Raw genomic sequence first — 25,134 nt, 5'->3', positions numbered from 1 at the left:
AGCGAATGCAAGTTGGTTACACCGCGGGTGGGTCAGGTTGGAGCCGGGGGGAGTCCTGTCACTCCGAAGGTCCTGGACCGCGGTGTCTCGCAGCACGTGAGAGTGCGGGTGATGCTCGTAACGACACAGGGCGAGGCGCCTCCAGTAGCCGCTCGGAAGCGGGTGCTGTTCACGCTGGTGTTCCTGGGCTCGGGCGGCATCGAACGGTCCGTGTGCAACGTGCTGACAGGGCTGGACCCCGGCCGGTTCGACACGAAGATGTTCTTCCACCACCGGCCCCATCCGAAGAGCCAGAGCGACCGGATTCCGCAGCGCACCGAGGTGGTGTGGGGCACCGACGCCTTCGAGTACCGGCGGGGCATGCTGCCGCGCTTCTTCTGGCGGCTGGTGCGCGAGGCGCGCGACGTGGACGTCATCGTGGCGGGGCAGGAGGGCCGGGCGGCGCTGCTGGCGTGCCTGGCGGGGCGGCTGCTGCGCAAGCCCGTGGTGGGCATGATTCACTTCGACTGGGGCGCCTTCCACCTGGAGCAGCCCCGGCGGCAGCTCTGGGGGCTGAAGTGGCTCTACCCTCGCATGAGCCGCATCGTCGCGTGCGGCCACGACTCAGCGAAGGCCTTCCGGGACCTGGTGCCGGTGGGACCCGAGCAGCTCCACGTCATCCCCAACTTCGTGGACGGCGACCGGGTGCGCGCCGCCGGTGAGCACCCGCTGCCCGCCTGGGCGGAGCCCATCTTCCGCAAGCCCGTGGTCATCGCCGTGGGGCGGCTGGAGCACCAGAAGGCCTTCGACGTGCTCATCCGGAGCCACGCGCTGATGCGCCAGGCCGGGGTGGACCAGCACCTGCTCATCCTGGGGGAAGGCTCGCTGGAGGCGGAGCTGAAGGCGCTGGTGAAGTCCCTGGGCGTGGAGGACTCCGTCTTCCTGCCGGGCTTCGCGCCCAACCCCCATGCGCTGATGCGGCGGGCGGCGGCCTTCGCCCTGTCCTCGCGCTTCGAGGGGCTGCCCATGGTGCTGCTGGAGGCGCTGGCCCTGGGGTGTCCCGTGGTCAGTACCGACTGCCCCTCCGGCCCCGCGGAGGTGCTGGAGCACGGCAAGCACGGCGTCCTGGTGCCCATGGAGCAGCCCCAGGCGCTGGCGGACGCCCTGGCGCGAGTCGTCCAGGACGACGTGCACCGGGCCGACCTGTCCGCCCGGGCCCGGCGCCGCTCCGAGGAGCTGTCCGCCGACCGCGCCCTCAAGGCCTGGGAGTCCCTGCTCTCGTCGCTCTGACAGAGAGAGAGGGGCCCGGTCCCCCGCCCTCCGGACGGGGGGATGAAATGAGCCCCCCCGGGGGTTCCCCTGCACGGCTTCGGGACGTCCACCTTCGTCCCGGAGGCCCGGGCGGGCGGCACTGAAGCAGGAATCCCTTGCCGGCCCCCGGCTGCTTCACGAGGATTCGCCCCCATCATGACGACGACGAACGAAACGCAGGGCCTGAACTTCCTCCAGGAAATCATCGAGGAAGACCAGCGGACGGGAAAGTACGCGGGCCGCGTGCACACCCGCTTCCCGCCCGAGCCCAACGGCTACCTCCACATCGGCCACGCCAAGTCCATCTGCCTCAACTTCGGGCTGGCGCAGCAATACGGAGGCAAGTGCAACCTGCGCTTCGACGACACCAACCCCGTCACCGAGGACACCGACTACGTCGAGGCCATCCAGCGTGACGTGAAGTGGCTGGGCTTCGAGTGGGAGGACCGGAAGTTCTTCGCGTCCGACTACTTCCCGAAGCTCTACGACTTCGCCGTGCAGCTCATCAAGCAGGGCAAGGCGTACGTGTGCAGCCTGTCCCCGGAGGAGATTCGCGAGTACCGCGGCGACTTCACCACGCCGGGGCGCAACAGCCCGTACCGCGAGCGCTCCATGGAGGAGAACCTGGACCTGTTCCACCGCATGCGCGCGGGCGAGTTCTCCGACGGCCAGCACACCCTGCGGGCGAAGATCGACATGGCGTCGCCCAACCCCGTGCTGCGTGACCCGCCCATCTACCGCATCCGTCACGCGCACCATCACCGCACCGGCGACGCGTGGCCCATCTACCCGCTCTACGACTTCGCGCACTGCCTGTCGGACGCGATTGAGGGCATCACCCACTCCATCTGCACCCTGGAGTTCGAGAACCGGCGCGTGCTGTACGACTGGATTGTCGACAGCCTCATCAGCGGGGACCGGCCGCACCAGTACGAGTTCAACCGGCTGAACCTCAACTACACGGTGATGAGCAAGCGCAAGCTGCTCAAGCTGGTGACGGAGGGCTTCGTGGCCGGGTGGGATGACCCCCGGATGATGACGATTACCGGCCTGCGCCGCCGTGGCTTCACGCCGGCGTCCATCCGGGACTTCGCCACGCGCGTGGGCGTGGGCAAGGCGCAGCAGCTCATCGACATGAGCCTGTTGGAGCTGTGCATCCGCGAGGACCTCAACGAGACGGCCCCGCGCGCCATGGCGGTGATGCGCCCGCTGAAGGTGGTCCTGGAGAACTACCCGGAGGGGCAGACAGAGCTGCTCGAGGTGCAGAACCACCCGCAGAAGCCGGAGATGGGGACGCGCCAGGTGCCCTTCATGCGCGAGCTGTACATCGAAGCGGACGACTTCATGGAGGACCCGCCGAAGGGGTTCTTCCGGCTGGCGCCCGGCAAGGAGGTGCGGCTGCGCTCCGCGTACTTCATCAAGTGCGAGCAGGTCATCAAGGACGCCGCGGGCAACGTGGTGGAGTTGCGCTGCACGTATGACCCGGCCACGCGCGGCGGCAACGCGCCGGATGGCCGCAAGGTGAAGGGCACGCTGCACTGGGTGCCCGGCAACGCGCCCGTCGCGGAGGTCCGCCTCTATGACCGGCTCTTCTCCGTGGAGGCGCCGGACGCGGACGACTCCAAGGACTTCACCACGTTCCTCAACCCGGCCAGCCTCCAGACGCTGCGCGACGCCCGCGTCGAGCCGATGCTGGTGGATGCCGCCGTGGAGTCGCGCTACCAGTTCGAGCGCACCGGGTACTTCTACGTGGACCCGAAGGACTCGAAGCCGGGCAAGCCCGTCTTCAACCGCACGGTGACGCTGAAGGACTCGTGGACGAAGGAGCAGGCCAAGGGGAAGTAGTCCCTGGCGTGCTTCCGGGTGCCGCCCACGCGGCGGCACCCGGCGCGGTGCTTTCTTCGGAAGGCTCGCGGCCTACCGCGTCGCGGCGGGCTGCTCGAGCTCCTTGAGCATCTTCACCGCGTTCTCGTTCTTGGGGTCCAGCTCCAGGGACTTGCGGTAGTTCGTGACGGCCTGTTCCTTGTCACCGTGGGCGGCGTAGGCCTCGCCGAGGCTGTCGTAGCAGTTGGCGCCCTTGGGGAACGTCTCCACGTTGAGCTTGAACACCTCGATGGCATCCGCCACGCGCCCGCCGCGCAAGAGGTGGTAGCCCACCGTGTTCAACTGCGACTCGCTGAAGTCGTACTGGGCTTCTTTCGTCTTCTTCAGCGCGCGGTAGTTGGCGATGGCCTCGGCGGTGGAGCCCTTGCCGAGAGACTCCATCATCACGGTGCCGATGGTCATCCGGGCCTGCCGGGGGGCGATGCCATGGAGGATGCTCAGCACGCCGCTTGCGATCTCCTGGAGGTCGCCGTGGGTCGCGTTGTCGAGGAGGATGACGACCTCCTTGCGCTCGGGCACGCGGACCAGCAGGGATGAGAAGCCGTTGATGCCGCCGCTGTGGAAGATGCCTGGGAGCTTCGTCTTGCCGTCATGCAACTGCACGGGGGCAATGGCCCAGCCGAAGCCGTAGTGCTGAAGGCCCGGGGTGAGCATCTTCTGCTTGAGCTCGGCGGGCATCAGCGTGTCGCCGTAGAAGGCCCGGTCCCAGCGGTACAGGTCCTCCACCGTCGAGTACAGCGAGCCGGCGGCGTAGGGCTGGCCCATGTCGATGTAGGGCGCGTTGACGTACCCGCCCGGCCTGGGCGTGTAGCCGCTGGCGCGCTTGGGCAGCACCGTGGCGGTGACGTCATAGCCGGAGTCCTTCATGCCCAGGGGGCCGAAGATGCGCGCCTGCACGGCCTGCGCATACGTCTGGCCGGTGAGCTTCTCGATGAGGGCGCCCAGCAGGTAGTAGCCGCAGTTGTTGTATGCGTACTTCGTGCCGGGCTCGAACTCCAGGTCGCCACTGCAGGACTTCTTCACGAACTCCGCGACGCCATAGGGGTTGACCGAGTCGGCCCGGAAATGGGGAGCCGACGTGTAGCTGGGGATGCCGGAGGTGTGGTTCAGCAGGTGGGTGATGGTGACGCGCCCACCGGTGTCACCCCGGTAGTCCGGCAGGTGCTTCGTGATGGGGTCATCGAGCTGGAGCTTTCCCTCGGCGACGAGCTGCAGGATGACGGTCGCCGTGAAGGACTTGGTGATGGAGCCGATGCGGAACTTCGTGTCCGGCGCGTTGGGCGCCTTCCACTCGAGGTTCGCGGAGCCGTAGCCCTTCTTGAGGAGGATGCCTCCCTCATGGGCCACGAGCGCCGCTCCGTTGAACAGGCCCTTCTGGTGGAACCCATGGATGTACCGGTCGACCTCCTGCTTCCGGTTCGCCGCCTCCGCCACCGGCGCCACCAGCACCCATGCCACCAATGCGCCCATGAGGCGCGCGCTCAGCCATCTCATACAGATCTCCCCTTCATTACCTGGTATTTCAACCCCGCGCAGACGGACACGGCGCAGGGGAGCTACGCCGCCATCCAGTGGAATGCGTTCCCCGGCCGTCTGGGTTTCTACTTCGGCGGGCAGGGTGGGACGAATGCCAAGGGACTGGTGCTGCCGGAGGAGGACCTGCTGGCCCTGGCGGACACGGGCCGGACGAAGGATGGAACGCCATTCTCGGACCTGCCGCAAATCACCAATCCCTGTACCGGGGACGTGAGCCACTACGGCCCCTTCGGCCCCCGGGGCTGGCAGGACGAGTATTGCGAGTGGAGCGTCGAGCGCGACAGCCAGGGCAACATCCTCCGCATCGACTTCACGTGTGAGAATCCGGAGTACTGGAACACGCTGTGGGCGGTGGACCCGAACAAGGTGCTGGAGCTGTATCGCTCCACCCTGGGCAAGCGGCAGATCGCGCTGGAGGACCTGTATCTGATGGCCCCGTCCACGGGGCGCCCCGCGTACAACCCGCTCAACCGGTGGAACAGCGGGCCGGTGTCCACGGCGAGCCAGGGTGGCGCCATGCACCTGACGAGCACGCCCAACACCCTCCAGACGGAAATCGGGCTCGCGTCGGCCGCGACCGTGCCGCGTCCCGTGGGCAACTCCAATCCGCAGACGCTCATCTGCTGCGCGCAGTATGGCCAGCCCGCCCGCAACAGCGACCCGCACATCGGGCTGTCCGTGAATCAGCTCGTCGCGCCGCCCAATCCGCAGCGGCCGTCGAACAAGGCCACCCTGGCCAATCCGCCCGGGCTCTACATCCAGATGCCAGACTTCTCTGGCTACCAGACGCGGGACCAGACGAACGCGGCGGAGTTCTGGACCATCGTCCGAGGCACCTCGTCGCCGACGGACCCGGATGGCAGGCCCATGCCGGGCAACTACATCCTGCACGCCACCTTCCGGGTACCGCCGAACAAGCGCTACACCGTCTCCGACATCACCATCAACGGCCAGAAGATCCGCTGGGCCGGGCAGGTGGCGCAGACCTTCCTCATGCAAATCACCGGCATGGGGCTGGCGCAGCCATCCCGCGCGCCGGTACAGAACTGTGTGGGCGTGCCGTCCACGGAGCTGGCGCAGCCGCTACAGCTCTTCCATTCCAGCGTGTTCAGCGCCCTGGTCGGTACTCACGTGCCCAATTTCATGGGCGTGCCCATGAACCTGGCCAGCAACAGCACCCTGATTGCCCCGACGGTGAGGGCCGGTGACACGAATGTCCCCATGGTGCTGACCGCGCTGCTGCCGGACGTCTCCGCGCTGCCGACCGTGACCTTCGATGGGGGCGGCATCACCGTCCAGGTGCAGGACATGAAGTCGGTGGACTACGCGGTGCCCGGGAACACCTATCCCGGGCGGGTGGCGGCCCTCCGCATCCTGGTCTCCGTGCAGGCGGACGCGCGCCGGGCCCACGGGGTGTGTTCGTCACCGGTGCGGGGCAGGCGAAGACACCGACGCCGTTCCCCGCAGCGCTGCACGTCACGTCCCGGTAGGCCCCCCCGAGCGTGCCCATGCCCGTGCTCCAGAATCGCGTTGGCGTCGCGTTGGCGTCGCTGTTGCTTGCCGCTGGCTGTGCCAGGGACAGGGCCTCCCGGGAAGCGCCTCTGGGGGGGACCGTTGCCCAGCCGGAGACGGGGGCTCCGGCTCCCGCCCGTGCGGCCCCCGCCGGCGCTCCACCGCGGTTCAACTGTGGGAGCCAGCAGATTCTGGAGCTCGGCCCGGAGGTGCCTCCGGACTTCAGCCAGGTGGTGGGCCAGGAAGACGCGAACTGCTTCGCCTGGCAGCAGTTCATCGCGTTGAACTGGCCCGAGTCAGGCATGGACGGGGGGACGGCTGGCTTTGGCACCCCCGGGGACCTGGAGCCCGTGCAGTGGCAGACGTACATGAGCACCTGCCAGCTCTTCCTGCCGGACGGGGGCGCGCCTCCCGCCTGGGGCACGCAGGCACGCATCACGGATGCATGTCTGGCGGAAGCGGGGCTCTCCGTGGCGCAAGCCCGGGAACGCCTGCCGCTGATGGTCGCGTCGAAGTTCGCGGAGAACTACTTCCCGGGGAGCGCGAACCAGGCGTTCCCTTTCGACGGCTCGCCCGCGTGGCTGGGGGCGCCCGGAGACACCAACGTCTGGTACGACGTGAAGGTCAACCAGCCCGAATACGACTACATCGTCGACGCGGGTCTCTACAACGCGGCGAACCAGCTGGCCCTGGTGGATTCAGGCGTGCCCGTGGTGTTGCCACAAGGCGCATACCAGCCAGCGCCCGGCTCGGTGGGCGCCATCGAGCTGAAGGCGGCGTGGATGGAAGTGGCCAATCCCTCCGACGCGCGCTGGAACACGTACAAGCTGTCGCCCGCCGTGGTGGTGGACCCGTCGACGCAGCGGTGCCGGACGGCGACCGTGGCGCTGGTGGGGCTGCACATCATCCATGCCACCCAGTCCCAACCGTCCATCATCTGGGCCACGTTCGAACACGAGGCGAATGCGCCGGACCAGGGCACCGACGCGGGGACGGGCGCGTGGAACTTCTTCGATGCCGCCTGCTCGCCGCGCACGCTGACGGTGCCCGCCAACTGCGCGGCGGATGGGACGTCCACGGAGGTGACGGTGGGGTGCGAGCCCAACGTGCCGCCGCCGTACCACATTGGCGGTGGCTGCCCGGGGCCCGTGCCCATCCAGGTGACGCGGCTGACGCCCATCGACCCGATGGCGCAGCGGGTGAATCAACGGGTCCAGCAGAACATCGCGGCGCACTTCCCGGACTCGGTGTGGAAGCACTACGTGCTGGTGAACGTGCTCTGGTCCACCAATCCCAGCCCCAGCCCGACGAAGCCCGTGAAGGCGCCGCTGCCCTTCGCCGCGCCCACGCCCTCCGGTTCAGTGGCCATCGCCAACACGACCACGGAGACCTATATCCAGCGGACCGCGGACTTCGGCCAGGGGCCCCAGGCGAGCAACTGCATCGTCTGTCACCGGAACGCGACGCTCGCTGGCAAGACGGGCATCGCGTCGGATTTCAGCTTCGTCTTCGGACTGGCGCAGGGCCTGCCACCGTCCCAGGCACCGTCGATGAAGTCCATGCGCCTGACGCCGAGCCAGAAGGCCGCGGTGGCTCATCCCCCGACGATGCGGCGAATCATTCAATAGCGTCACGAGGGGGCGCCTCGCGCGTCATCTCCACCATGGTGGGGCGCCACCCCAGCTTCGCGAACATGCGCTGCGCGGTCGTGTTCTGCGCGGCGGTGTAGAGGACGACGCGCGGCACCCCCAGGGCCGTCAGGCGCTTCATCATCTCCTCCGCGAGCAGGACGCCCACGCCCGCGCCACGGGCCTTCTCGTCCACCCAGATGTCATGGAAGCCGCCGCTGCGGTCCAGCAGGGCATTCCAGTTCATGCCTTCCACGCGGCCGTAGGCGTAGCCCACGACCTCGCCGTCCAGCTCCGCCACCAGGACGACCGCGTCGGGCTTCGTGGCCTCGTCGCCCAGCCACTTGCGGAAGCCCGACTCCACGTCGTCTGGGAGCATGAAGCGCGCGGCGTCGAAGGCGTGGTGTTTCCGGGCGAGCGCCGCGCCCATGCGCCCCAGGGCGGGCTCATCCGAGGGCTTGGCGGGACGGAGGGTAACGGGCATGGAGGCTCCAAGGGAGGGAATGGCCCCCTCCTATAACGGGCTTCTTCATCGAGCGCTGGTCTCATTGGAGCGCGCGGCTTGGCGACGTGGCCACGAGACAACATTGTTGACGAGGAAGGGCGTCCAGGAGTCGTTGGTGGACGGGAGGCACGCCAACGGGGAGGGCGCCTCGTTGCCTCCTTGCGCTGGACTCGCCCCTCCCATGGACCACCTGGATGACAGCACCGGGATGTCGGCTCCGCTCGCCCGGGACGATGGCACGCGTCCCGGCGGACACGCCTTCGGGGACGGCGAGGGTGGCATCCCGCTGGGCATCCTGGAGGCGATCTTCCTCAACATGGGAGATGGCGTGTCGGTGGTCGACCGGCACGGCCGGTTCGTCCTCCTCAACCCCATGGCCCAGCAGTTCTTCGGCGCGCTGCCTCCGCCGGAGATGCCGATGTCCCAGTGGTCGAAGTACTTCGGGCTCTACCTCCCCGACACCGTGACGCCCTATCCCGTCGAGACGCTGCCGCTCAGCCGTGCCCTGCTGCATGGCGAGGCGGTGGACCAGGCGGAGGTCTACGTACGAAACGCCCGTCACCCCATGGGCCTCTGGCTGCAGGCGGGCGCGCGCGTGCTCACCGACGCGGCGGGGGACGTCTATGGCGCGGCGTCCGTGTTCCGGGACATCACCGCCATCAAGCAGACGGAGGCAGCGCTTCGCGCGGAGGAGGAGAAGTTCCGGAGCCTCTACAGGTACACGCCCGCGATGATGCACTCCATCGACGCGGAGGGCCGGCTGGTCAGCGTCAGCGAGTTCTGGCTGCGCACCCTGGGCTATTCGCGCGAGGAGGTCCTGGGACGTCGCTCCGTGGACTTCTTCACGCCGGAGTCTCGCCGGTATGCGACCGAGCACGTCCTGCCCGAGTTCTTCAAGACGGGCGTCTGCAAGGACGTGCCGTACCAGATTCTAAAGAAGAACGGCGAGGTGCTCGACGTCCTCCTCTCCGCCATCTCGGAGCGGGACGCGTCGGGCCGGATGGTTCGGTCGCTGGCGGTGCTGACCGACGTGACGGAGCGCAAGCGCGCCGAGGACGCGCTCGCCGAGAGCGAGAAGCGGCTGCGCGCCATCCTGGACAACGCCAACGCCGTGTTCTTCATCATCGACCGGCAGGAGCGCTACATCTTCGTGAACCGCGAGTGGGAGCGGCTCTTCCACCGCACGCTGCAGGAGGTCGCTGGAAAGTCCACGTCGGACATCTTCCCCGGGCCGCAGGCGGCGCGCTTCCGTGAGACGAATCAGGCCGTCTTCACCACCGGGGAGCTCGTCCAGCGGGAGGAGTGCATCCCCCTGGAAGACGGCGTCCACACCCACCTCACGCAGAAGTTCCCGCTCATCGATTCGTCGGGCACGCTCTATGCGCTGTGCGGCATCTCCACCGACGTCACCGAGCTCAAGCAGATGGAGCTGGGGCAGCGCTTCCTGTCGGAGGCCAGCCAGGCGCTGGTGACGTCGCTCGACTCGGAGACCACGCTCCAGCGCGTGGCGGAGCTGTCCGTCCCCACCCTGGGGGCGCTGTGTGTCGTCTCCCTGCTGGACAAGGACGCGGCGCTGCGCCCCGTGGCCGTCGCCGCCAGTTCGCCCGAAGGGGGCCGCACCGTCCGCGAGTTCCTCCAGGCCCATTCCCCCGTCTCCGGACCGCGGGATGGTCCCTATGGGGTGTTGGAGACGGGACATTCGGAGTCGTCCCCGGATGCCACGGGCCTGCTGGACCCGGATGGGCTCCAAGACGAACGGTGGGGCGCGGTGAGGGCGCTGAGCGCTCGGGCATCACTGAATGTCCCGCTGCGGGCGCGCGGCCCCATCCTGGGCGTGCTGTCCGTCGTCGCGGCGCATCCGGGGCGTCCGTATGGTCCACGCGAGCGCTCACTGGCCGAGGAGCTGGGGCAGCGCGCAGCCTTCGCCATCGAGAACGCCGAGCTCTATCGCAAGGCCCAGGAGTCCATCCGCGCTCGCGACGAGTTCCTGTCGATTGCTTCGCATGAGCTGAAGACGCCCGTCACCTCCATGAAGCTGCGTGTGCAGCAACTGACGCGGACCCTGTCCCGGCAGGAGGACGGCCAGCTTCCCGTGGAGAAGGTGGCCGCCCTGCTGGATGTCTTCGGGGACCAGCTCCGGCGTCTGTCGCACCTGGTGGAGCACCTGCTGGACGTGTCGCGCGTCAACGAGCGCCACGTGGACCTGCGGCGCGAGGACATGGACCTGGTGGCGGTGGCCCGGGACGTCACGGGCCACCTGCGGGGACAGATGGGCCGGGCGGGGTGCGTGTTCGAACTGGTGGCGCCCACGCCCGTCCTGGGGCGATGGGACCGGCTCCGGATGGAGCAGGTGATGATCAACCTGCTGACCAACGCGATGAAGTACGGCGCCGGCGAGCCCATCCGCATGGAGGTGTCACGGGTCGGGGAGGGGGCCCGCATCCGCATCCAGGACCATGGCGTGGGCATTCCCCTGGAGGCGCAGCCGCGCATCTTCGATCGCTTCGAGCGCGCCGCGTCCCGCAACTACGGAGGTCTGGGGCTGGGGCTCTTCATCACGCGGCGGCTCGTGGAGGCGCACGGCGGGACGATTCGCGTCGAAAGCCAGCCGGGGAAGGGCGCCACCTTCGTCGTCGACCTGCCCCCGGAGGCGCGCTGACCCGTGACTGGAGGAGGAGGGAGGGGCAGACTTCGGCCCCTGCATGCCTACGCTCGACGCCGAACTCGACATCGCCCGCCGTGTAGCCCGCCAGGCGGGAGCCATCCTCCTGGAGGTCTACGCCACGCCCTTCGCCGTCCATGACAAGGCGGGCGGCATGGGGCCCGTCACCGAGGCCGACGAGCGCGCCAACGCCTTCATCGTGGAAGCGCTGCGCGACGCATTTCCTTCCGACGGTGTCGTGGCCGAGGAGTCCGACAACACCTCCGGCGCGAGCCGCTTCGAGCGCTGCTGGTTCGTGGACCCCATGGACGGCACGCAGGAGTTCGTCAACCGCAACGGCGAGTTCGCCATCCATATCGGGCTCTCCATCGCGGGGAAGGCCACGCTGGGCGTCGTGTACCGGCCCGTTGGAGACACGCTGTACTGGGGCGTGGTGGGGCAGGGCGGCTTCGTGGAGGACGCGAGGGGGCGCCGCGCCCTGCGGGTGTCGGACACGGCGGAGCCGTCCGCGTTGCGGCTGGTGGTGTCCCGCTCACACCGCTCGCGCCTGACGGACGCGGTGGCCCGGCGGCTGGGCATCACGCACGAGCAGGCGTGTGGCTCCGTGGGCCTCAAGTGCGGCCTGCTGGCGGAGGCCGCCTGCGACCTCTACCTGCACGTCAGCGACAAGAGCTATCGCTGGGACAACTGCGCGCCCGAAGCGGTGCTGCGCGCGGCGGGCGGCATCCTCACGGACCTGGGCGGGACGCCGTACGCCTATGACGGTTCGGAGCTCCAGAACCGCCGCGGCCTGCTGGCCTGCAACGCCGCCGCCTTCGAGCGCGTGGCGCCCGTAGTGGCCGGGTTCGCCCGCGAGGCCGGCATTCTTCGCTGAGGCCTCGCGGACGCCGCTCGCGTCAGGACGCCGTCGTCTCGCAGCGCTTGATGATGGTGCGCAGCTGGGACTGCACACCGGAGAGCATGTTGCGCAGCCGCGCATGGCGGAGCGAGCCCGCGAGCGCGTTGGACAGGGCCTGGAGCACGGAGACCTCCGTCGGCGGCCACTTGCGCTCCGTCCGGCAGTCGTCGAAGCCCACGAAGCCCCACCACTCGCCGCCCACGATGATGGGGCAGACCAGCAGCGACCGGATGTCCTGGCCCTCCAGCAGCTCCCGCGCGGGCGACGGGAAGGAACGGGGCGGTCCCTGGACGGCCTTGCCCGACGACAGCGGCGCGACCCAGGAGGGCATGACCTCCGCGTAGGGGACGTTCTGGAGCTCGGGGTTGTCCAACTGCGCGGAGGCCGCGGCCGCGGTCCACTCGTAGCGCTGGTTGCACAGCAGCTCGCCCGTGGGGCTGGTGGCGTTCTCGAAGATGTAGACGCGGTCGACGTCGAGCGCGACGCCTACCTGGCCCAGTGCCTCCGAGACTGTCGCGGTCTCAAAGCCGCGCTCCAGGAGTAGCTGCGATACGTTCATGATTGCTGCGAATGCCTTCGAGGCCATGGGGTCTGCTCCAGGTGGGGGCGCCTGTTGCGATGCAGGTCCGGGGGAACCTGACGGGCAGCGTTGCATGCGGGAGCACCCGTGGGTCAAGGCACGGTGCGCGAGGCACCGCGAACTCGTACCAGGAGTCGTCAGCCCTGCTCCACGGCGCGTCGCAGCTCGGCGAAAAGGCGGCCCAGCGCGTCGAGCTGGTAGTGCGCGTTGAGCCCGCTGGGATTGGGGAGCACCCACAAGCGCGTGTCCCCCAGGCGCTCCGGTTGTGTGCCCAGCGCGGCCTTGGGCCGGCCAAAGGCGATGCGGTAGGCGCTCACGCCCAGCACCGCGAGGAAGCGGGGCTGGTAGCGCGCCACCTTGGCTTCCAGCGCCTTCGCGCCCCGGGTCAGCTCGGCGGGGTTCAGCAGGTCCGCGGTCGCGGTGGCGCGGTCCACCACGTTGGTGATGCCGTAGCCCAGCGCGAGCAAGGCCTCCTGCTCCGTGGGTTGGAAGGTGTGCGGGGTGATGCCCGCGGCATGCAGCGTGGGCCAGAAGCGATTGCCGGGCCGCGCGAAGTGATAGCCCACCACCGCGGAGTAGAGGCTGGGGTTGATGCCGCAGAAGAGCACGCGCAGCCGGGGCGCGATGACGTCCGGCATGGTGCGACCGGTGGCTGCGTCCAGCTCATCTCGCGAGGGGCGACGGAGCGGTGTCATGGGGGCGCATCTTCGCGAGCCTACCTGGGAAGGCAACCCCCCAGGGCCCCATGCACGGGGTGGGGTGTTGCCCGTGGGACGGAGCCGTCTGGGCGCTCGGATGGCTGGCGAATGCGCGCGGGGTGGGGCAGGCTCGGCCCTTTCGCGCCCACGCAACCCAGGAGGCCCTTCGCGATGCCGCACATCGTCACCCTGACGCTCAACCCGTCCATCGACGTGGCCACGTCCGTGCCGGAAGTCACGCCGGAGCACAAGCTGCGCTGTGGCCCCGTGCGCAGGGACCCGGGTGGGGGCGGCATCAACGTGGCGCGCGTGGTGCGTGAGTTGGGCGGTGAGGCCATCGCCGTCTACACGCGGGGCGGGGCCACCGGGAGCCTGCTGGAGGAGCTCCTGGAGGAGAAGGGCCTGCTGCGCCGCTCCGTGCCGTTGCAGGACGCCACCCGAGAGAGCTTCACGGTGGCGGAAGGCACGGGCGCGCGCGAGTACCGCTTCATCCTGCCGGGGCCCACGCTGTCCGAGCGCGAGTGGCTTCGCTGCCTCGACGCGCTGGAGGACGTGGCCGTGGGCGCGGCCTTCATCGTCGCCAGCGGCAGCCTGGCGCCCGGCGTACCGGAGGACTTCTATGCCCGTGTGGCCCGGCTGGGGAAGCGCCTGGCCGTGCGCGTGGTGGTGGACACCAACGGTCCGCCGCTGCGGGCCGCGCTGGAAGAGGGCGTGTTCATGGCCAAGCCCAACCGCCGCGAGCTGAGGGACTTGAGCGGCGCGTCGGTGGAAGACTTCTCCACCCAGGCCGCCGCGGCGCGCGAGCTGGTGGCCCAGGGCCGCGCCGAAGTGCTGGCAGTGTCCATGGGCGCGGACGGCGCGCTGGTGACGACGCGCACCGCCCAGTTCCGGGCGACGCCGCCCCCGGTGCGGACGTACAGCTCGGTGGGGGCGGGGGACAGCTTTGTCGCGGGGATGACACTTGCGCTCGCGCGGGGCCAGTCCACGGAGGACGCGCTGCGCTGGGGTATCGCCTCCGGGACGGCCGCGCTGCTCACCCAGGGGACGGACCTGTGCTACCGGCCGGACGTGGAGCGGCTCTTCACCCAGGTGAAGGTGGAGCCGGTGTCGCGTCCGTAGGCGCCCGGAGAAGGCGACGCATGATGCCTCCGGCCAACGGAGTGCCCAGGTGCTCCTGAGCTCGGCGCGGACGCGGTGACGAGCAAGCTCGGGCGGCGGGAAGGCCTGGGTGTTAGACGACGGGCATGGCTTTCCAAGACCGCTCGAACGCACTGCAGGCGCTAGAGGCCGAGTTCCAGACGGAGAAGGCCTCCTCGCTCCGGAAATTGGAAGTGAAGCTGGAGGAGACACTGCGGGAGCTGTCCGAGGTCGAACGTCAACTGCGCTCCCTCCGGACCGCCGACCGGCGCGCGCAGATTGCCCGCCACCAGGCCCTGCGCAAGGAAGCCGAGCACCAGCGCTGGTGCTTCATGGTGCAGCGGGAGGCGTGCGGCTTCGTCAACCACGACGACCTCGACCGGTACTACCCACTCCCCCCGTCCTGGAGGGAGTGAGCCGGGCTCAGTTCGTGGTGCGCCAGGCGGCCACCGCGAACAGGAGCCAGCCGGCGAGGAAGGCCAGGCCCCCCAGCGGCGTGATGGCTCCCAGCACGCGCACGCCGGAGAGGGCGAGCGCGTAGAGGCTGCCAGAGAAGAGGACGATGCCCACCAGCATCGCCCAGCCGGCGCCGTTGAGGAGGGACGAGGGGCGGAAGTGCCCCAGCAGGCCCACGGCCAGCAGGCCCAGCGCGTGGTACATGTGGTACCGCGCCCCCGTCTCGAAGATGACCTGGAGGTCCTGGGGCAGCCGGCTCTTCAGGGCATGCGCGCCGAAGGCCCCCGCGCTGACGGAGAGGAAAGCGTTCACGGCACCCAGGACGAGCCACCACCGCATCATCGTTCGCCTTTCATCGGAAGTCGGACTGGTGCACGCTACACCGCCGCAGCCGGAGCGTCCTGGCCGACATCAACACCTGGGGCGCTCACAACAGAATGACCTCACCCAACTTCATTCCTTCAACGAAGCCGCTTCCCTTCGAGCTGCACCCGTCCTCCATCCAGGGCCAGGGTGCCTTCGCCATCCGCCGCATCCGCAAGGGCACGCGCATCATCGAGTACCTCGGTGAGCGCATCACGCAGGCGGAGGCGGACGTCCGCTACGACGACGAATCGATGGCGCGGCACCACACGTTCCTGTTCAACCTGGACAAGAGGACGGTGCTGGACGCGGGGACGATTCACAACGAGGCGCGCTACATCAACCACTCGTGCGCGCCCAACTGTGAAGCCCTCATCGAAAAGGGCCACATCTACATCTACGCGCTCACCTCCATCGAGCCCGGTGAGGAGCTGGTGTACGACTACGGCTACGAGCGCACCGAGGACATGGGGCCCGAAGCCGAGGCGCTCTACGTCTGCCGCTGCGGCGCGCCCAATTGCCGGGGCACCATCCTGGCCCCGGCGAAGAAGGCGCCGGCCCGGAAGTCGTCGGCCAAGAAGGCGAAGACTCCGTCGACGTCGAGAAAGAAGTCTGTGTCGAAGTCCCGGGGAAAGAAGGGCGCGGGGGCCAAGAAGGCGGCGGGGAAGAAGTCATCCGCCGGTACCCGCAAGTCCACCCAGCGGCGGGCGAAGTCGCCCAGCCGCAAGCGCGCGAGCTGAGCTGCGCGCAGGCTCCGGTGCCCTCCCAAGGAGGGCGCCGCCGTGCCGGCTGGGCGTGCCGCGATGGTGCTGGGGATGTCAGGGGCTGCTCAGTGACGGTGCACTCGTGGTCTTTTGCGTTCCCTGCCGAAACATTTTCCGAGTTGCATTAACGGAGCCAATTGCATGCGGGCCGTCGTACTCGCTTTCGTTGTAGCGTTGATGTCATCCGGATGTGGGAGCGGCGCCCTGAGTGCCATCCGAGGAAAGGCCGCGCAGGACATGGCCTGTCCGGAGAAAGACCTGGCAGTCAATCCTGTCTATGATTACGCAGGGGCTCCGAATGAGTCGGGCGCGTACTATGCGGAAGGCTGTCAGCAGCTTCGGCGCTACGCGGTTGGCTGCAACGCCTTTGGGTATTGCCCTGATCCTCATGGGGTCGACATCCAGGAGCTCATTCTTCGTCAGGCGGCCTTCGACCTGAAATGTGAGCAGGACGCGATATCAACCCAGCGGCTGAATCGTGACACGTTTGGCGCGAGAGGCTGTGACCAGCAGGCCAGCTACATCCTGCTGTGCAGTAGCCGCAGCTGCCGCGTGGTTCAGAATACCCAGAGCCAGTAATACAACCCTGCGAAGTCCTGGGGTGGAGGGAGCGGTGGCTGCTCGACCCTTCATGCAAGAACGGGTGGACGCGCCGGCGAGGGTCGCCAATAGACTCCCCCCGTGAACGACGTCCTCCATTTCCTGCTCACCGCACCCGCCGAGCCCCAGGTCCTCGATTCTGTCGACGACTGGTGGCGCCAGCACCTGGGGCTGTCCTCCCGATTCTCCTCGCCCGCGGACCTGGCGCTGGCCGGGGGCTTCCTCGCCGACCGGTTGGGGTTCGCCTTCGCTTCTGGCTACCACGCCGCGCACCGGCGCCTGTTTCCGGAGCTCCCGGCGGAGCGGACCATCGCGCTCTGTGCCACGGAGCCGGGCGGCGCGCATCCCAATGCCATCGAGACGCGGCTGACGGACACCGGCGCGGGCCCGCGCCTGTCAGGCGCCAAGACGTTCGTCACCCTGGGCACGCGCGCGGAGCTGCTGCTGGTGGTGGCGTCGGAGGGGCAGGACGCCCAGGGCCGCAACCGCCTGCGCATGGTGGCGGTGGACGCGAAGCGGCCCGGTGTGCGGCTGAGCGCGCTCCCGGCGCTGCCCTTCATCCCCGAGGTTCCCCACGCGGAGCTGTCCCTGGAGGACGTGGCGGTCGCCTCGGAGGACGTGCTTCCCGGAGACGGCTACGCGCGCTACCTCAAGCCCTTCCGCACCGTGGAGGACTGCCACGTCCAGCTCGCGATGCTGGGCTGGCTGCTCCAGGTCGGGCGCCGCAGCGGCTGGCCGGACGACGTGCGCGAGGAGCTGTCCGCCCTGGCGGTGATGATGCGGGGCCTGTCCGAGTTGGACCCGACGGCGGCGTCCACGCACGTGGCCCTGGGCGGAGGGCTGGCGCTCACCAAGCGCGCGGTGCTGGAGCGGTGTGAACCCCTCTGGGCCGCGACGGATGCCATCACACGAGAGCGCTGGGCTCGGGACCGCGTGCTGCTGGGCGTCGCTGGCAAGGTGCGCGCGAAGCGGCTGGAGGCGGCCCGGCAGCGCATTCAAGAGGAAACCGGGCGAAGCGGCTGACGGTTGGGACGCGCTCGCTGCCGGGCATTGCTCACACGGCTCTGGCGGAGCGCTTCGATGCGGCCTTGGCCGCGCGAGCCAGGCCGTGGGGCAGGGCGCCTGAAAAGCGAAGGGCCGGGCCTCCGCGCAGGAGGACCCGGCCCCGGTGCTCACCGCGACGCGGTGGCGGTGCTCAGTACCGGCCGCCGCCCACGGCGGAGACGATGGCGGAGAGGACGCGGTTCTCCACGCCCCACACCGCCTTGTTCAGGCCCTTGATGCCCGCGCCGCGCAGGTAGTCGGTGAAGTCGTGCAGCGCGGTGGAGCGCTGCATGCCCTCGCCCTTGGCCGCATAGAGCAGCGGCGTGTTGGGGGCGCCCGTCAGGCCCAGGTCCGGCACGGCCTCGGACAGCTTCTGCGGGTCGATGCCCGTCGCGGCGGACATCATCGCCACGGTGAACTTGTGCACCGGCAGGTCGCGCACGTTCGGGACCTTCTTGTAGACCTTCGCCTTCGTCTTCTCGTCGCTGGCGAGCTGGTCCAGCGACACGTTCGCCATGGCGATGAGCTGCTCGTTCGTCACGTGCTTGCTGTCGAGGATGGCCCGGCTGAACAGGCTGGCCGCGGTGTCACCCTTGATGGTGATGTTGTTCGCGTCCGGGTTCGACTGGAGCCGCGAGACGATGGACTGCACCGCCTTGCCCACCTCGGTGTCCGGACCGCCGCGCCACGCACCGGGAATCGGCTGGGCCGCCGCGGCCGGACGGGCCCGGGCCGCGCCCTCGAAGGAGTTCACCTGCGTGTGACCCACGGCGGTGGCACGGGCGACGTTGGCCGTCTGCTGAGCTGCCGGCTGGGCCCGCGCAGGCGCGGTGGTGGGGTTCGAGATGACGCGGGGGCGGCTGTCGATGCGGGACATGGCCTGGGGGGCTCCGGGAAAATCAGCTTGTCGGTGATTATCGCAAGACAGCTGTAAAGGTTGCGTGGGGCGCTATGTTCCACCGCAATGAAGGCCTTTCCCAAAGAGTTCGCTGACTGGCTGACCCCCCGGGGGCGCCGCATCCTCGACGGCAGGGAGCGTGACGTGGTGGGCGCGCTGCTCGACCCGGCGCGTCCCTTCGTGTCACTGCAAGGTGTCATCGACCCACGCCGTGCCGCTGCATGCCGCGATGCGTTGGACGCGGCGATGCGCGAGACGATGGTGCCCATGGAGGACCCGATTCCAGCGGACTCCATCTCCGGGCAGACGATGAACTACATGGAGCTGCTGCCCAAGACGGTGCGGGTGAGCACGGCGCTGCTGGAGAGCCGCCGCTCCCGCTCGTGGCGCGCGGCGGAGTCCGTGGGGCTCACGGACATGCTGCGCTCGGACACCTTCGCCGGGTTCGCCGCCGCCGTGACGGGCCGGGCGCTGCGGCGCAAGTGGGGCATCCAGGCGCTGTGCTACGGGCCGGGGGACTACTCCGGGCCGCACAACGACCACCACCCGGAGGAGCCCGAGGCCCGGGACGGCTACGTGGACATGCACGTCAGCCTCACGCTGCCCGGAGTGGACCACCAGTACCTCATCTATGCCCAGGACGGGCACTTCACGCAGATGACCCCCGTCAGCACCGTGGGCGGCATCACCGTGTACCGGCTGCCCTTCTGGCACTACACGACGCCGCTGCTGGCCCGGAAGGGGAAGGAGGAGACCTCCCGCCGCTGGGTCCTGTTGGGCACCTTCCTGGACGCGGCCCCGGGGGCCCGGCCCGCGGCCACCATTCTCCCCGCACAGCCTCCGGCGAAACGCCTGCCCGCCCGGTAGGCCGGTGACTTTCGGGAGTGGCGGCGGGGCCGGACGGCGTTAGCTTGGGGCGCCCTATGAGCCCCATCGACACCGACGCCCTGGCTGGAGACCTCCTCGAGTACATCGACGCCTCGCCCACGCCGTACCACGCGGTGCGCGAGTCGGCCCGCCGTCTGACGCAGGCGGGCTACCGCCAGTTGGACGAGCGCGAGCCCTGGACGCTGGAGCCGGGCGCGCGCGTGTTCATCACCCGCGGCGACACGAGCATCGCGGCCTTCCACCTGGGCACCCAGCCCGTGGATCGGGCGGGCTTCCGGCTGGTGGGCTCGCACACGGACTCTCCCAACCTGCGGGTGAAGCCGAACGCGGCGGTGACGAAGAACGGCTACCAGCAGCTCGGCGTGGAAATCTACGGTGGGGTGTTGCTGCACACCTGGACGGACCGGGACTTGTCGCTCGCCGGCCGCGTCATGGTGATGGTGGAGGGCCGCCCGCAGCGGCACCTGGTGGACTTCCGCCGGCCGCTCTTGCGCGTGCCCAACCTGGCCATCCACCTGAACCGCGGGGTGAACTCGGACGGGCTCAAGCTGAACGCGCAGGAGCACATGGTGCCGGTGCTGGGCCTGGAGCGCGCGGGCGCCACCGAGCTGCACGGGCTGCTGCTGGAGGAGTTGGCCAAGGGCGGCGTGAAGGCGCAGGCGGGGGACATCCTCGGCTACGACTTGTGCCTCTATGACTTGCAGCCGTCCATCCGCTCGGGCGCACACGGCGAGTTCCTCCACGCGCCGCGCCTGGACAACCTGGCCAGCTGTCACGCCAGCCTGTCCGCGCTGCTCTCCAGCAGCGAGCCGCGTGAGGCCACCTGCGGCGTCATCCTGTTCGACCACGAAGAGGTGGGCAGCCGCAGCGCGCAGGGCGCCGCGTCACCCTTCCTGCGCACGCTGCTGGAGCGCCTGACGCTGGCGCACTCCGACGGCAAGCCGGACGCGTTCCACCGCGCCATCGCGCACTCGTTCCTGGTGAGCGCGGACATGGCGCACGCCATCCATCCCAACTACCCGTCCCTGCACGAGCCCAAGCACCAGCCGCACATGGGCGCGGGCCCGGTCATCAAGTCGAACGTGAATCAGTCCTACGCCACGGATGGCGAGTCGTGGGCCTTCTTCACGGCGCTGTGCCGAGAGGCCGGCGTGACGCCGCAGCACTTCGTCACCCGCACGGATTTGGGCTGTGGCAGCACCATTGGCCCCATCTCCGCGGGCCAGCTCGGCATCCGCACGGTGGACGTGGGCAACCCCATGCTGTCCATGCACTCCATCCGGGAGATGGCCTGCGCCACCGACGTGGCGCAGATGGTGGCCGTGCTCAGCCGCCTCTTCGCGTAGTCCCGCGGGTGCTCAGGAGACCGCGAGCGTCAGCCGGCGCTCGCGGGCCTCCGTCAGCGTGTGCGCGTCCATCAGCACCGCCGTCTTCTCCGGCGGGGACAGCGGCTCCACGTTGTCACCCAGCAGCTTGCGCCGCGCGGAGGCCAGGGCCATGGGCACGGCGGCCGGCGAGGGCTGGGACTCCAGCAGCGCCAGGTGCAGCGCGTGCGCCTTGGCATCGGAGATGACGTGGTCCACCGCGTCCTTCACCGGCTCCAGCGCGTGCTCCTCGGCCACCTCTTGCGCCCGCTCCAACACGCGCGGCGGCTCCGTCTCCTCGGGGATGACGAGCAGGCCGCGCCGCTCCAGCCAGAGGCCCAGCGACGCGCGGGACGTGAAGACGGAGAGGGGGATGGACAGCAGCAGGCCGGCCACGACGGGCGACAGCCACAGCAGCAGCCCGGGCGACAGGAAGAACGCCACCGCGGCCAGCACCACGCCCACGGTGGTGTGAACGGCGTGCCGCCGGGCCGCCTCGGCCCAGGGCAGGTCGGCGTCGTCGCGTTGCTGGCTGGACCACGTCACCTTGTAGCCAAGCAACGTGCCGAAGACGAAGTGCGACTGGAACAGCATCATCACCGGCGCCATCAGCGTGGCCAGCACGCTCTCCAGCACCACGCTCAGCACCAGCCGAATCCTGCCGCCCATGAGCGCCGAGTCCTGGGCGCTGGCCAGCGCCAGCAGCAGCCCGAAGCACTTGGGGGCGAACAGCATGGCCATGGACACGGAGAACAGCCGCACGGCGCCCGTGGTGTCGAACGCCAGCGCCTCCGGGCCCAGGTCCTCCAGCAGGTGCGGGTTGGAGAAGGACAGCCACCCGTCGTAGAGGCCGGCGATCAGCCCGGACATCAGGAACAGCAGCCACAGCGGGGACGCCGCGTAGGACATCACGCCCATCAGGAAGTGGCCCCGGCTGATGGGGTGCAGGCCGCCCGCGGCCACCAGGCTCAGGTGCTGGAGGTTGCCCTGGCACCAGCGGCGGTCTCTCTGCGCGTAGTCCAGCAGGCTGGGGGGCGGCTGCTCGAAGCTGCCGCCCAGCTCCGTCACCAGCCACACGGTGTAGCCGGCGCGGCGCATCAGCGCGGCCTCCACGAAGTCGTGGCTGAGGATGTGGCCACCGAAGGGCTGCTGGCCGGGGAGCACCGGCAGGCCGCAGTGCTGGATGAAGGCCTCCGTGCGGATGATGGCGTTGTGGCCCCAGTAGTTGGACTCGCCCAGTTGCCACGCCGCCGCGCCCGCGGCCACCACCGGGCCGTAGACGCGCCCGGCGAACTGCTGCAGCCGGGCGAAGAGGGTGCTGCGGCCCACGTTCAGCGGCGGCGCCTGGAGGATGCCCGCGCGCGGGTTGAGCTCCATCAGCCGCGCCATCGTCACCAGCGTGCGGCCGTCCATCAGGCTGTCGGCGTCCAGCACGATGGTGAAGTCATAGTGCCGGCCCCAGCGCTCGCAGAAGTCCTGGAGGTTGCCGGCCTTCTTGCCGGTGTTGTCCGTGCGGCGCCGGTAGAAGATGCGTCCCTGGCCACCCACGCGGCAGCACAGGTCGGCCCAGGCGAGCTCCTCGGCGATCCACGCCTCCGGGCGGGTGGAGTCGCTGAGGATGTAGAAGTCGAAGGCGTCCAGCTGCCCGGTGGCCTCCACGGACTCGTAGGTGGCCTGCACGTTGGCGAAGACGGAGGCCGGGTCCTCGTTGTGGACCGGCATCACCACCGACGTGCGCGAGGTGAGCCGCGTGGCGGACTCCTCCGCCGTGGGCCAGCGCAGGCCGGGCAGCCGCTTGCTCACGGCGAGCTGGAGGAACCCCGCCACCGCCGTCCAGAAGGACAGCGCAATCCACCCGAAGCACAGGGCGAAGAGCACCAGCAGCACGCCTTCGGGGACGGTGGTGCCGCGCGCGCTCAGCAGGCGGTGCATCTCCCACGTGCCCGCGAGGGTGGACACGGCGGCAAGGCCCAGGACGAAGAGGCGCCGGATGCCGGCGCTCTCCGGTGAGAACGAATGAGCGTGCATGGCGGAACCTCGCGAGGAATCTCCCGGAGCAGGAGGCCGCGTCAGCGGGAGACGGACATGTCCGGCTGTCCGGCGCGCAGCCAGCGGCGCAGGCGCTCACCCAGCGGCCACAGCACGAGCTGCTGCTCCGGCATCTGCGTGGCAACCTGCGCCGGCGTCGGCACCGGCACCGCGGCCCGCAGGGCGCGGTACAGCTCGCGCGGCACCGCGTCCCGGGTGAGTACGGAGGCGCCGAAGCGCGCGCCGTCGCTGAGGACGAAGGCGGCGCGGCCACGGGTCAGCAGCCGGCCCTCGCCCACCGCGTCCATGTCCAGCACGCGCGTCAGCCACGTCTCCATGCGGGCGCGGGCCAGGGCCACGGCCGCCTGCGGCTTCACGTTGGACGCGGTGACGCCCTCCAGCGCCCAGGCGGCCAGCGCAGCCAGGTCCTCGGCGGCTTCGAAGCCGAAGCCCCGGAAGAAGGCGTCGAGCGCCACGCACGTCTCCGGGTGGACCCAGTCGGTCGGCACGGACGGGCGGGTGTTCGGCGTCGTCACGGAATCCATAGATAGCTCCAGGTCTCGGTGAGGGTCTCCGAGCCACGGCGCAGGAACGCGCGCAGCTCGATGGGTTCACTGGTGCCTTCGGGCTCCAGCTCGAAGGTGGTGCGCCAACCCCCGGAAGGTTCGTGGCGCTGGATGGTGGAGCGCAGCACCTGGCCCTTGGCCGCGGTGATGACGGCTTCCACCGGCCCGTCCTCGGCGTGGGCGGTACGAGAGAAGTCGAGGATGAACCGGCGCGTGGCCGGCGTGACGCCTTCGCCCACGGGCATGCCCGGGGTGATGGCGGAGGTGATGCGCGTCGAGGTGACGACGCCGCCGGTGTTCTCCCAGGGCAACCTGGCGCCCCAGTGCAGGCGGTAGGCCACGCGCAGCGGCGTGCCCGGGGTGAGCGGCGCGTCCGGCACCCAGAAGGCGACGATGTTGTCGTGCGTCTCGTCCGGCGTGGGAATCTCCACCAGCCGCACGGCGCCGGAGCCCCACTCGCCCACGGGCTCCACCCACGCGCTGGGGCGGCGCTCGTAGCGGGCCTCCAGGTCCTCGTAGTTGTGGAAGGCCGTATCGCGCTGCAGCAGCCCGAAGGCGCGCGGGTTCTCCGCGCGGAAGCTGGAGGTGCGCACCTGCCGCGGGTTCTGCAGCGGGCGCCACAGCTGCTCGCCGTCCCGGGTCCAGACGAGCAGGCCGTCCGAGTCGTGGACCTCCGGCCGGAAGTCGTCGAACTTCGCGCGGTCGTTCTCACCGAACAGGTACATGCTGGTGAGCGGCGCCACGCCCAGGTTGTCGATGGCGCGGCGCGAGAAGAGGGTGGCCTGCACCTCCATCACCGTGTTCGGGCCGGGGGTGATGGTGAAGCGGTACGCCCCGGTGATGCTCGGGCCGTCCATCAGCGCGTGCACCACCACCTGGTTCGCGCCGGAGGCCGGGCGCTCCAGCCAGAACTCTCGAAACTCCGGGAACTCTTCGGGGGCCGGCTGCGCGGTGTCGATGGCGATGCCACGCGCGGAGAGGCCGTAGAGGTTGCCCTGGCCCAGCGAGCGGAAGTAGCTGGCGCCCTGGAACACCGCGAGCTCGTCGAAGATGTCCGGGCGGTTGAGCGGGTGGTGGAAGCGCAGGCCCGCGAAGCCGTCCACGCCGCTGCGAGGCAGGGACGCCTTGTTGACGACCTTGCCGTAGCTGAAGAGGTCCTGGGAGAAGCGCAGCGGCTGCGAACGGCCCGCCTCCACGACGTTCATCACCACCGGGGACTGGAACAGGAAGCCCGGGTGGAAGAACTGCACCTGGAAGGGCAGGCCCGCGTCGCGCCAGTGCGCGCGCTCCGGACGGAAGCGGATGTCGCGGTACTGGTCGTAATTGAGCTGCGTGTACGCCTTCGGCAGGGACTTCGGCGGTGCCTGGTAGGGCCTGGCCGCCAGCGCCCGCGCGCGCTCCACCACCGTCTCCGTGGAGAAGGCCGTCGTGCCCTTCGTGGCCGCGGTCTGGGCCTTGGCCGGCGGAGCCGCCACGGCGGCGCCGCTCGACGCCACCGCCACGGCACACAGCCACGGCGCACCCAGCTTCAACGCTTTCTGCCGCAACGACGTCACGTCCGAGCGCCTCCGAAGGAGAGGTTTCGCCGAACGGCTCCGGTGTCCCGGACCTCGCCCGACCGCACGCTCCGCGTGGACTCGCGGTGCGGCGCGTCAGTGCCTCAGCAACCCGCGTACCAGCCCCGCACGCCCGAATCCGCCGTCAAGAAAACGCTGGGATTTCAGCGGGTTGGGAGCGGTGTGTCGCTGGAAAGTCACGAAAAGCACACTCTGCGCATGCCTCTTGTGGACGGTTCCCTGCCCTGCGGTCGGGGGCGGTGGGGAGGATAGGGGC

Annotated in this window: 22 protein-coding genes; 13 read left to right on the top strand and 9 right to left on the bottom strand. The window is 69.6% G+C overall.

What is annotated here, in order from left to right; all coding sequences use genetic code 11:
* Positions 1-111 precede the first annotated feature (111 nt).
* A complete protein-coding gene (locus tag HNV26_RS25760; protein ID WP_171443550.1) occupies positions 112-1,269 on the top strand; it encodes a glycosyltransferase in 1,158 nt (385 codons plus the stop codon).
* A gap of 177 nt (positions 1,270-1,446) precedes the next feature.
* Positions 1,447-3,135, top strand: a complete 1,689-nt coding sequence (locus HNV26_RS25755; RefSeq protein ID WP_171443551.1) for a glutamine--tRNA ligase/YqeY domain fusion protein — start codon at positions 1,447-1,449, stop codon at positions 3,133-3,135.
* 72 nt (positions 3,136-3,207) lie between these two features.
* Here HNV26_RS25755 and HNV26_RS25750 read toward each other — a convergent pair whose 3' ends face one another.
* Positions 3,208-4,668: a serine hydrolase domain-containing protein gene (locus tag HNV26_RS25750; RefSeq protein WP_171443552.1), complete on the bottom strand. Its 1,461-nt coding sequence runs from the start codon at positions 4,666-4,668 to the stop codon at positions 3,208-3,210.
* Between HNV26_RS25750 and HNV26_RS25745 the strand changes: the two genes are divergently transcribed.
* Both HNV26_RS25745 and HNV26_RS25740 read left to right on the top strand, forming a co-directional pair.
* A complete protein-coding gene (locus tag HNV26_RS25745) occupies positions 4,561-6,507 on the top strand; it encodes a DUF8225 domain-containing protein (RefSeq protein ID WP_495525095.1) in 1,947 nt (648 codons plus the stop codon). The two genes, HNV26_RS25750 and HNV26_RS25745, sit on opposite strands and share 108 nt — an antisense overlap.
* The gene (locus HNV26_RS25740; protein WP_366816961.1) at positions 6,432-7,850 is read left to right on the top strand and encodes a cytochrome c family protein; all 1,419 of its coding nucleotides are present in this window, start codon (positions 6,432-6,434) and stop codon (positions 7,848-7,850) included. Before HNV26_RS25745 ends, HNV26_RS25740 begins: the two co-directional genes overlap by 76 nt.
* On the opposite strand, the gene HNV26_RS25735 is transcribed toward HNV26_RS25740, so the two are convergent.
* Entirely contained in the window at positions 7,840-8,334 is a 495-nt protein-coding gene (locus HNV26_RS25735; protein WP_171443553.1) for a GNAT family N-acetyltransferase, read from the bottom strand. The two genes, HNV26_RS25740 and HNV26_RS25735, sit on opposite strands and share 11 nt — an antisense overlap.
* Positions 8,335-8,353: 19 nt before the next feature.
* Here HNV26_RS25735 and HNV26_RS25730 point away from each other — a divergent pair, with 19 nt between their 5' ends.
* Both HNV26_RS25730 and HNV26_RS25725 read left to right on the top strand, forming a co-directional pair.
* Positions 8,354-11,014, top strand: coding sequence for a sensor histidine kinase (locus HNV26_RS25730; protein WP_171443554.1), 2,661 nt, complete (start codon positions 8,354-8,356; stop codon positions 11,012-11,014).
* Between the two features lie 43 nt (positions 11,015-11,057).
* Positions 11,058-11,891 carry a 3'(2'),5'-bisphosphate nucleotidase CysQ family protein gene (locus HNV26_RS25725; RefSeq protein ID WP_171443555.1) on the top strand — a complete coding sequence of 278 codons (834 nt, stop codon included), beginning with the start codon at positions 11,058-11,060 and terminating at the stop codon, positions 11,889-11,891.
* Between the two features lie 22 nt (positions 11,892-11,913).
* Here HNV26_RS25725 and HNV26_RS25720 read toward each other — a convergent pair whose 3' ends face one another.
* Together HNV26_RS25720 and mug are read right to left on the bottom strand one after the other, a co-directional pair.
* Positions 11,914-12,474, bottom strand: a complete 561-nt coding sequence (locus HNV26_RS25720) for a GAF domain-containing protein (RefSeq protein WP_253817028.1) — start codon at positions 12,472-12,474, stop codon at positions 11,914-11,916.
* A 158-nt stretch (positions 12,475-12,632) separates the two neighbouring features.
* The gene (gene mug / locus HNV26_RS25715) at positions 12,633-13,133 is read right to left on the bottom strand and encodes a G/U mismatch-specific DNA glycosylase (RefSeq protein WP_171443570.1); all 501 of its coding nucleotides are present in this window, start codon (positions 13,131-13,133) and stop codon (positions 12,633-12,635) included.
* A gap of 231 nt (positions 13,134-13,364) precedes the next feature.
* On the opposite strand from mug, the gene HNV26_RS25710 reads away from it, so the two are divergent.
* On the top strand, positions 13,365-14,312 hold the full coding sequence (locus HNV26_RS25710; RefSeq protein WP_171443557.1) for a 1-phosphofructokinase family hexose kinase: 948 nt from the start codon (positions 13,365-13,367) through the stop codon (positions 14,310-14,312).
* A 125-nt stretch (positions 14,313-14,437) separates the two neighbouring features.
* Positions 14,438-14,746, top strand: a complete 309-nt coding sequence (locus tag HNV26_RS25705) for a hypothetical protein (protein WP_171443558.1) — start codon at positions 14,438-14,440, stop codon at positions 14,744-14,746.
* Positions 14,747-14,753: 7 nt separating this feature from the next.
* Here the strand turns inward: HNV26_RS25705 and HNV26_RS25700 are convergent, their stop codons facing one another.
* On the bottom strand, positions 14,754-15,128 hold the full coding sequence (locus HNV26_RS25700) for a DUF423 domain-containing protein (protein ID WP_140861753.1): 375 nt from the start codon (positions 15,126-15,128) through the stop codon (positions 14,754-14,756).
* A 95-nt stretch (positions 15,129-15,223) separates the two neighbouring features.
* Here HNV26_RS25700 and HNV26_RS25695 point away from each other — a divergent pair, with 95 nt between their 5' ends.
* From HNV26_RS25695 to HNV26_RS25685, 3 genes are all read left to right on the top strand, one after another.
* Complete coding sequence (locus HNV26_RS25695; protein WP_171443559.1) at positions 15,224-15,889, top strand: SET domain-containing protein; 666 nt, start codon at positions 15,224-15,226, stop codon at positions 15,887-15,889.
* Between the two features lie 165 nt (positions 15,890-16,054).
* The gene (locus HNV26_RS25690) at positions 16,055-16,492 is read left to right on the top strand and encodes a hypothetical protein (protein WP_171443560.1); all 438 of its coding nucleotides are present in this window, start codon (positions 16,055-16,057) and stop codon (positions 16,490-16,492) included.
* 102 nt (positions 16,493-16,594) lie between these two features.
* Positions 16,595-17,536: an acyl-CoA dehydrogenase family protein gene (locus tag HNV26_RS25685; protein WP_171443561.1), complete on the top strand. Its 942-nt coding sequence runs from the start codon at positions 16,595-16,597 to the stop codon at positions 17,534-17,536.
* A gap of 172 nt (positions 17,537-17,708) precedes the next feature.
* Here the strand turns inward: HNV26_RS25685 and HNV26_RS25680 are convergent, their stop codons facing one another.
* A complete protein-coding gene (locus tag HNV26_RS25680) occupies positions 17,709-18,434 on the bottom strand; it encodes a hypothetical protein (protein ID WP_171443562.1) in 726 nt (241 codons plus the stop codon).
* A gap of 87 nt (positions 18,435-18,521) precedes the next feature.
* Between HNV26_RS25680 and HNV26_RS25675 the strand changes: the two genes are divergently transcribed.
* Both HNV26_RS25675 and HNV26_RS25670 read left to right on the top strand, forming a co-directional pair.
* Positions 18,522-19,322: a hypothetical protein gene (locus HNV26_RS25675; RefSeq protein WP_171443563.1), complete on the top strand. Its 801-nt coding sequence runs from the start codon at positions 18,522-18,524 to the stop codon at positions 19,320-19,322.
* A 56-nt stretch (positions 19,323-19,378) separates the two neighbouring features.
* Positions 19,379-20,689 carry a M18 family aminopeptidase gene (locus tag HNV26_RS25670; protein ID WP_171443564.1) on the top strand — a complete coding sequence of 437 codons (1,311 nt, stop codon included), beginning with the start codon at positions 19,379-19,381 and terminating at the stop codon, positions 20,687-20,689.
* A 12-nt stretch (positions 20,690-20,701) separates the two neighbouring features.
* Here the strand turns inward: HNV26_RS25670 and mdoH are convergent, their stop codons facing one another.
* The 3 genes from mdoH to HNV26_RS25655 are packed head-to-tail and all read right to left on the bottom strand — an operon-like array spanning position 20,702 to position 24,857.
* The gene (gene mdoH / locus HNV26_RS25665; RefSeq protein WP_171443565.1) at positions 20,702-22,735 is read right to left on the bottom strand and encodes a glucans biosynthesis glucosyltransferase MdoH; all 2,034 of its coding nucleotides are present in this window, start codon (positions 22,733-22,735) and stop codon (positions 20,702-20,704) included.
* A gap of 41 nt (positions 22,736-22,776) precedes the next feature.
* The gene (locus HNV26_RS25660) at positions 22,777-23,280 is read right to left on the bottom strand and encodes a hypothetical protein (RefSeq protein WP_171443566.1); all 504 of its coding nucleotides are present in this window, start codon (positions 23,278-23,280) and stop codon (positions 22,777-22,779) included.
* On the bottom strand, positions 23,268-24,857 hold the full coding sequence (locus HNV26_RS25655) for an OpgD/OpgG family glucan biosynthesis protein (protein WP_171443567.1): 1,590 nt from the start codon (positions 24,855-24,857) through the stop codon (positions 23,268-23,270). The genes HNV26_RS25660 and HNV26_RS25655 overlap by 13 nt, the downstream gene beginning before the upstream one ends.
* Between the last annotated feature and the right edge of the window lie 277 nt (positions 24,858-25,134).

Source organism: Myxococcus xanthus, from assembly GCF_013116825.1.
Lineage (GTDB): Bacteria > Myxococcota > Myxococcia > Myxococcales > Myxococcaceae > Myxococcus > Myxococcus xanthus_B.
This window is presented reverse-complemented; position numbering and strand designations above follow the sequence as displayed.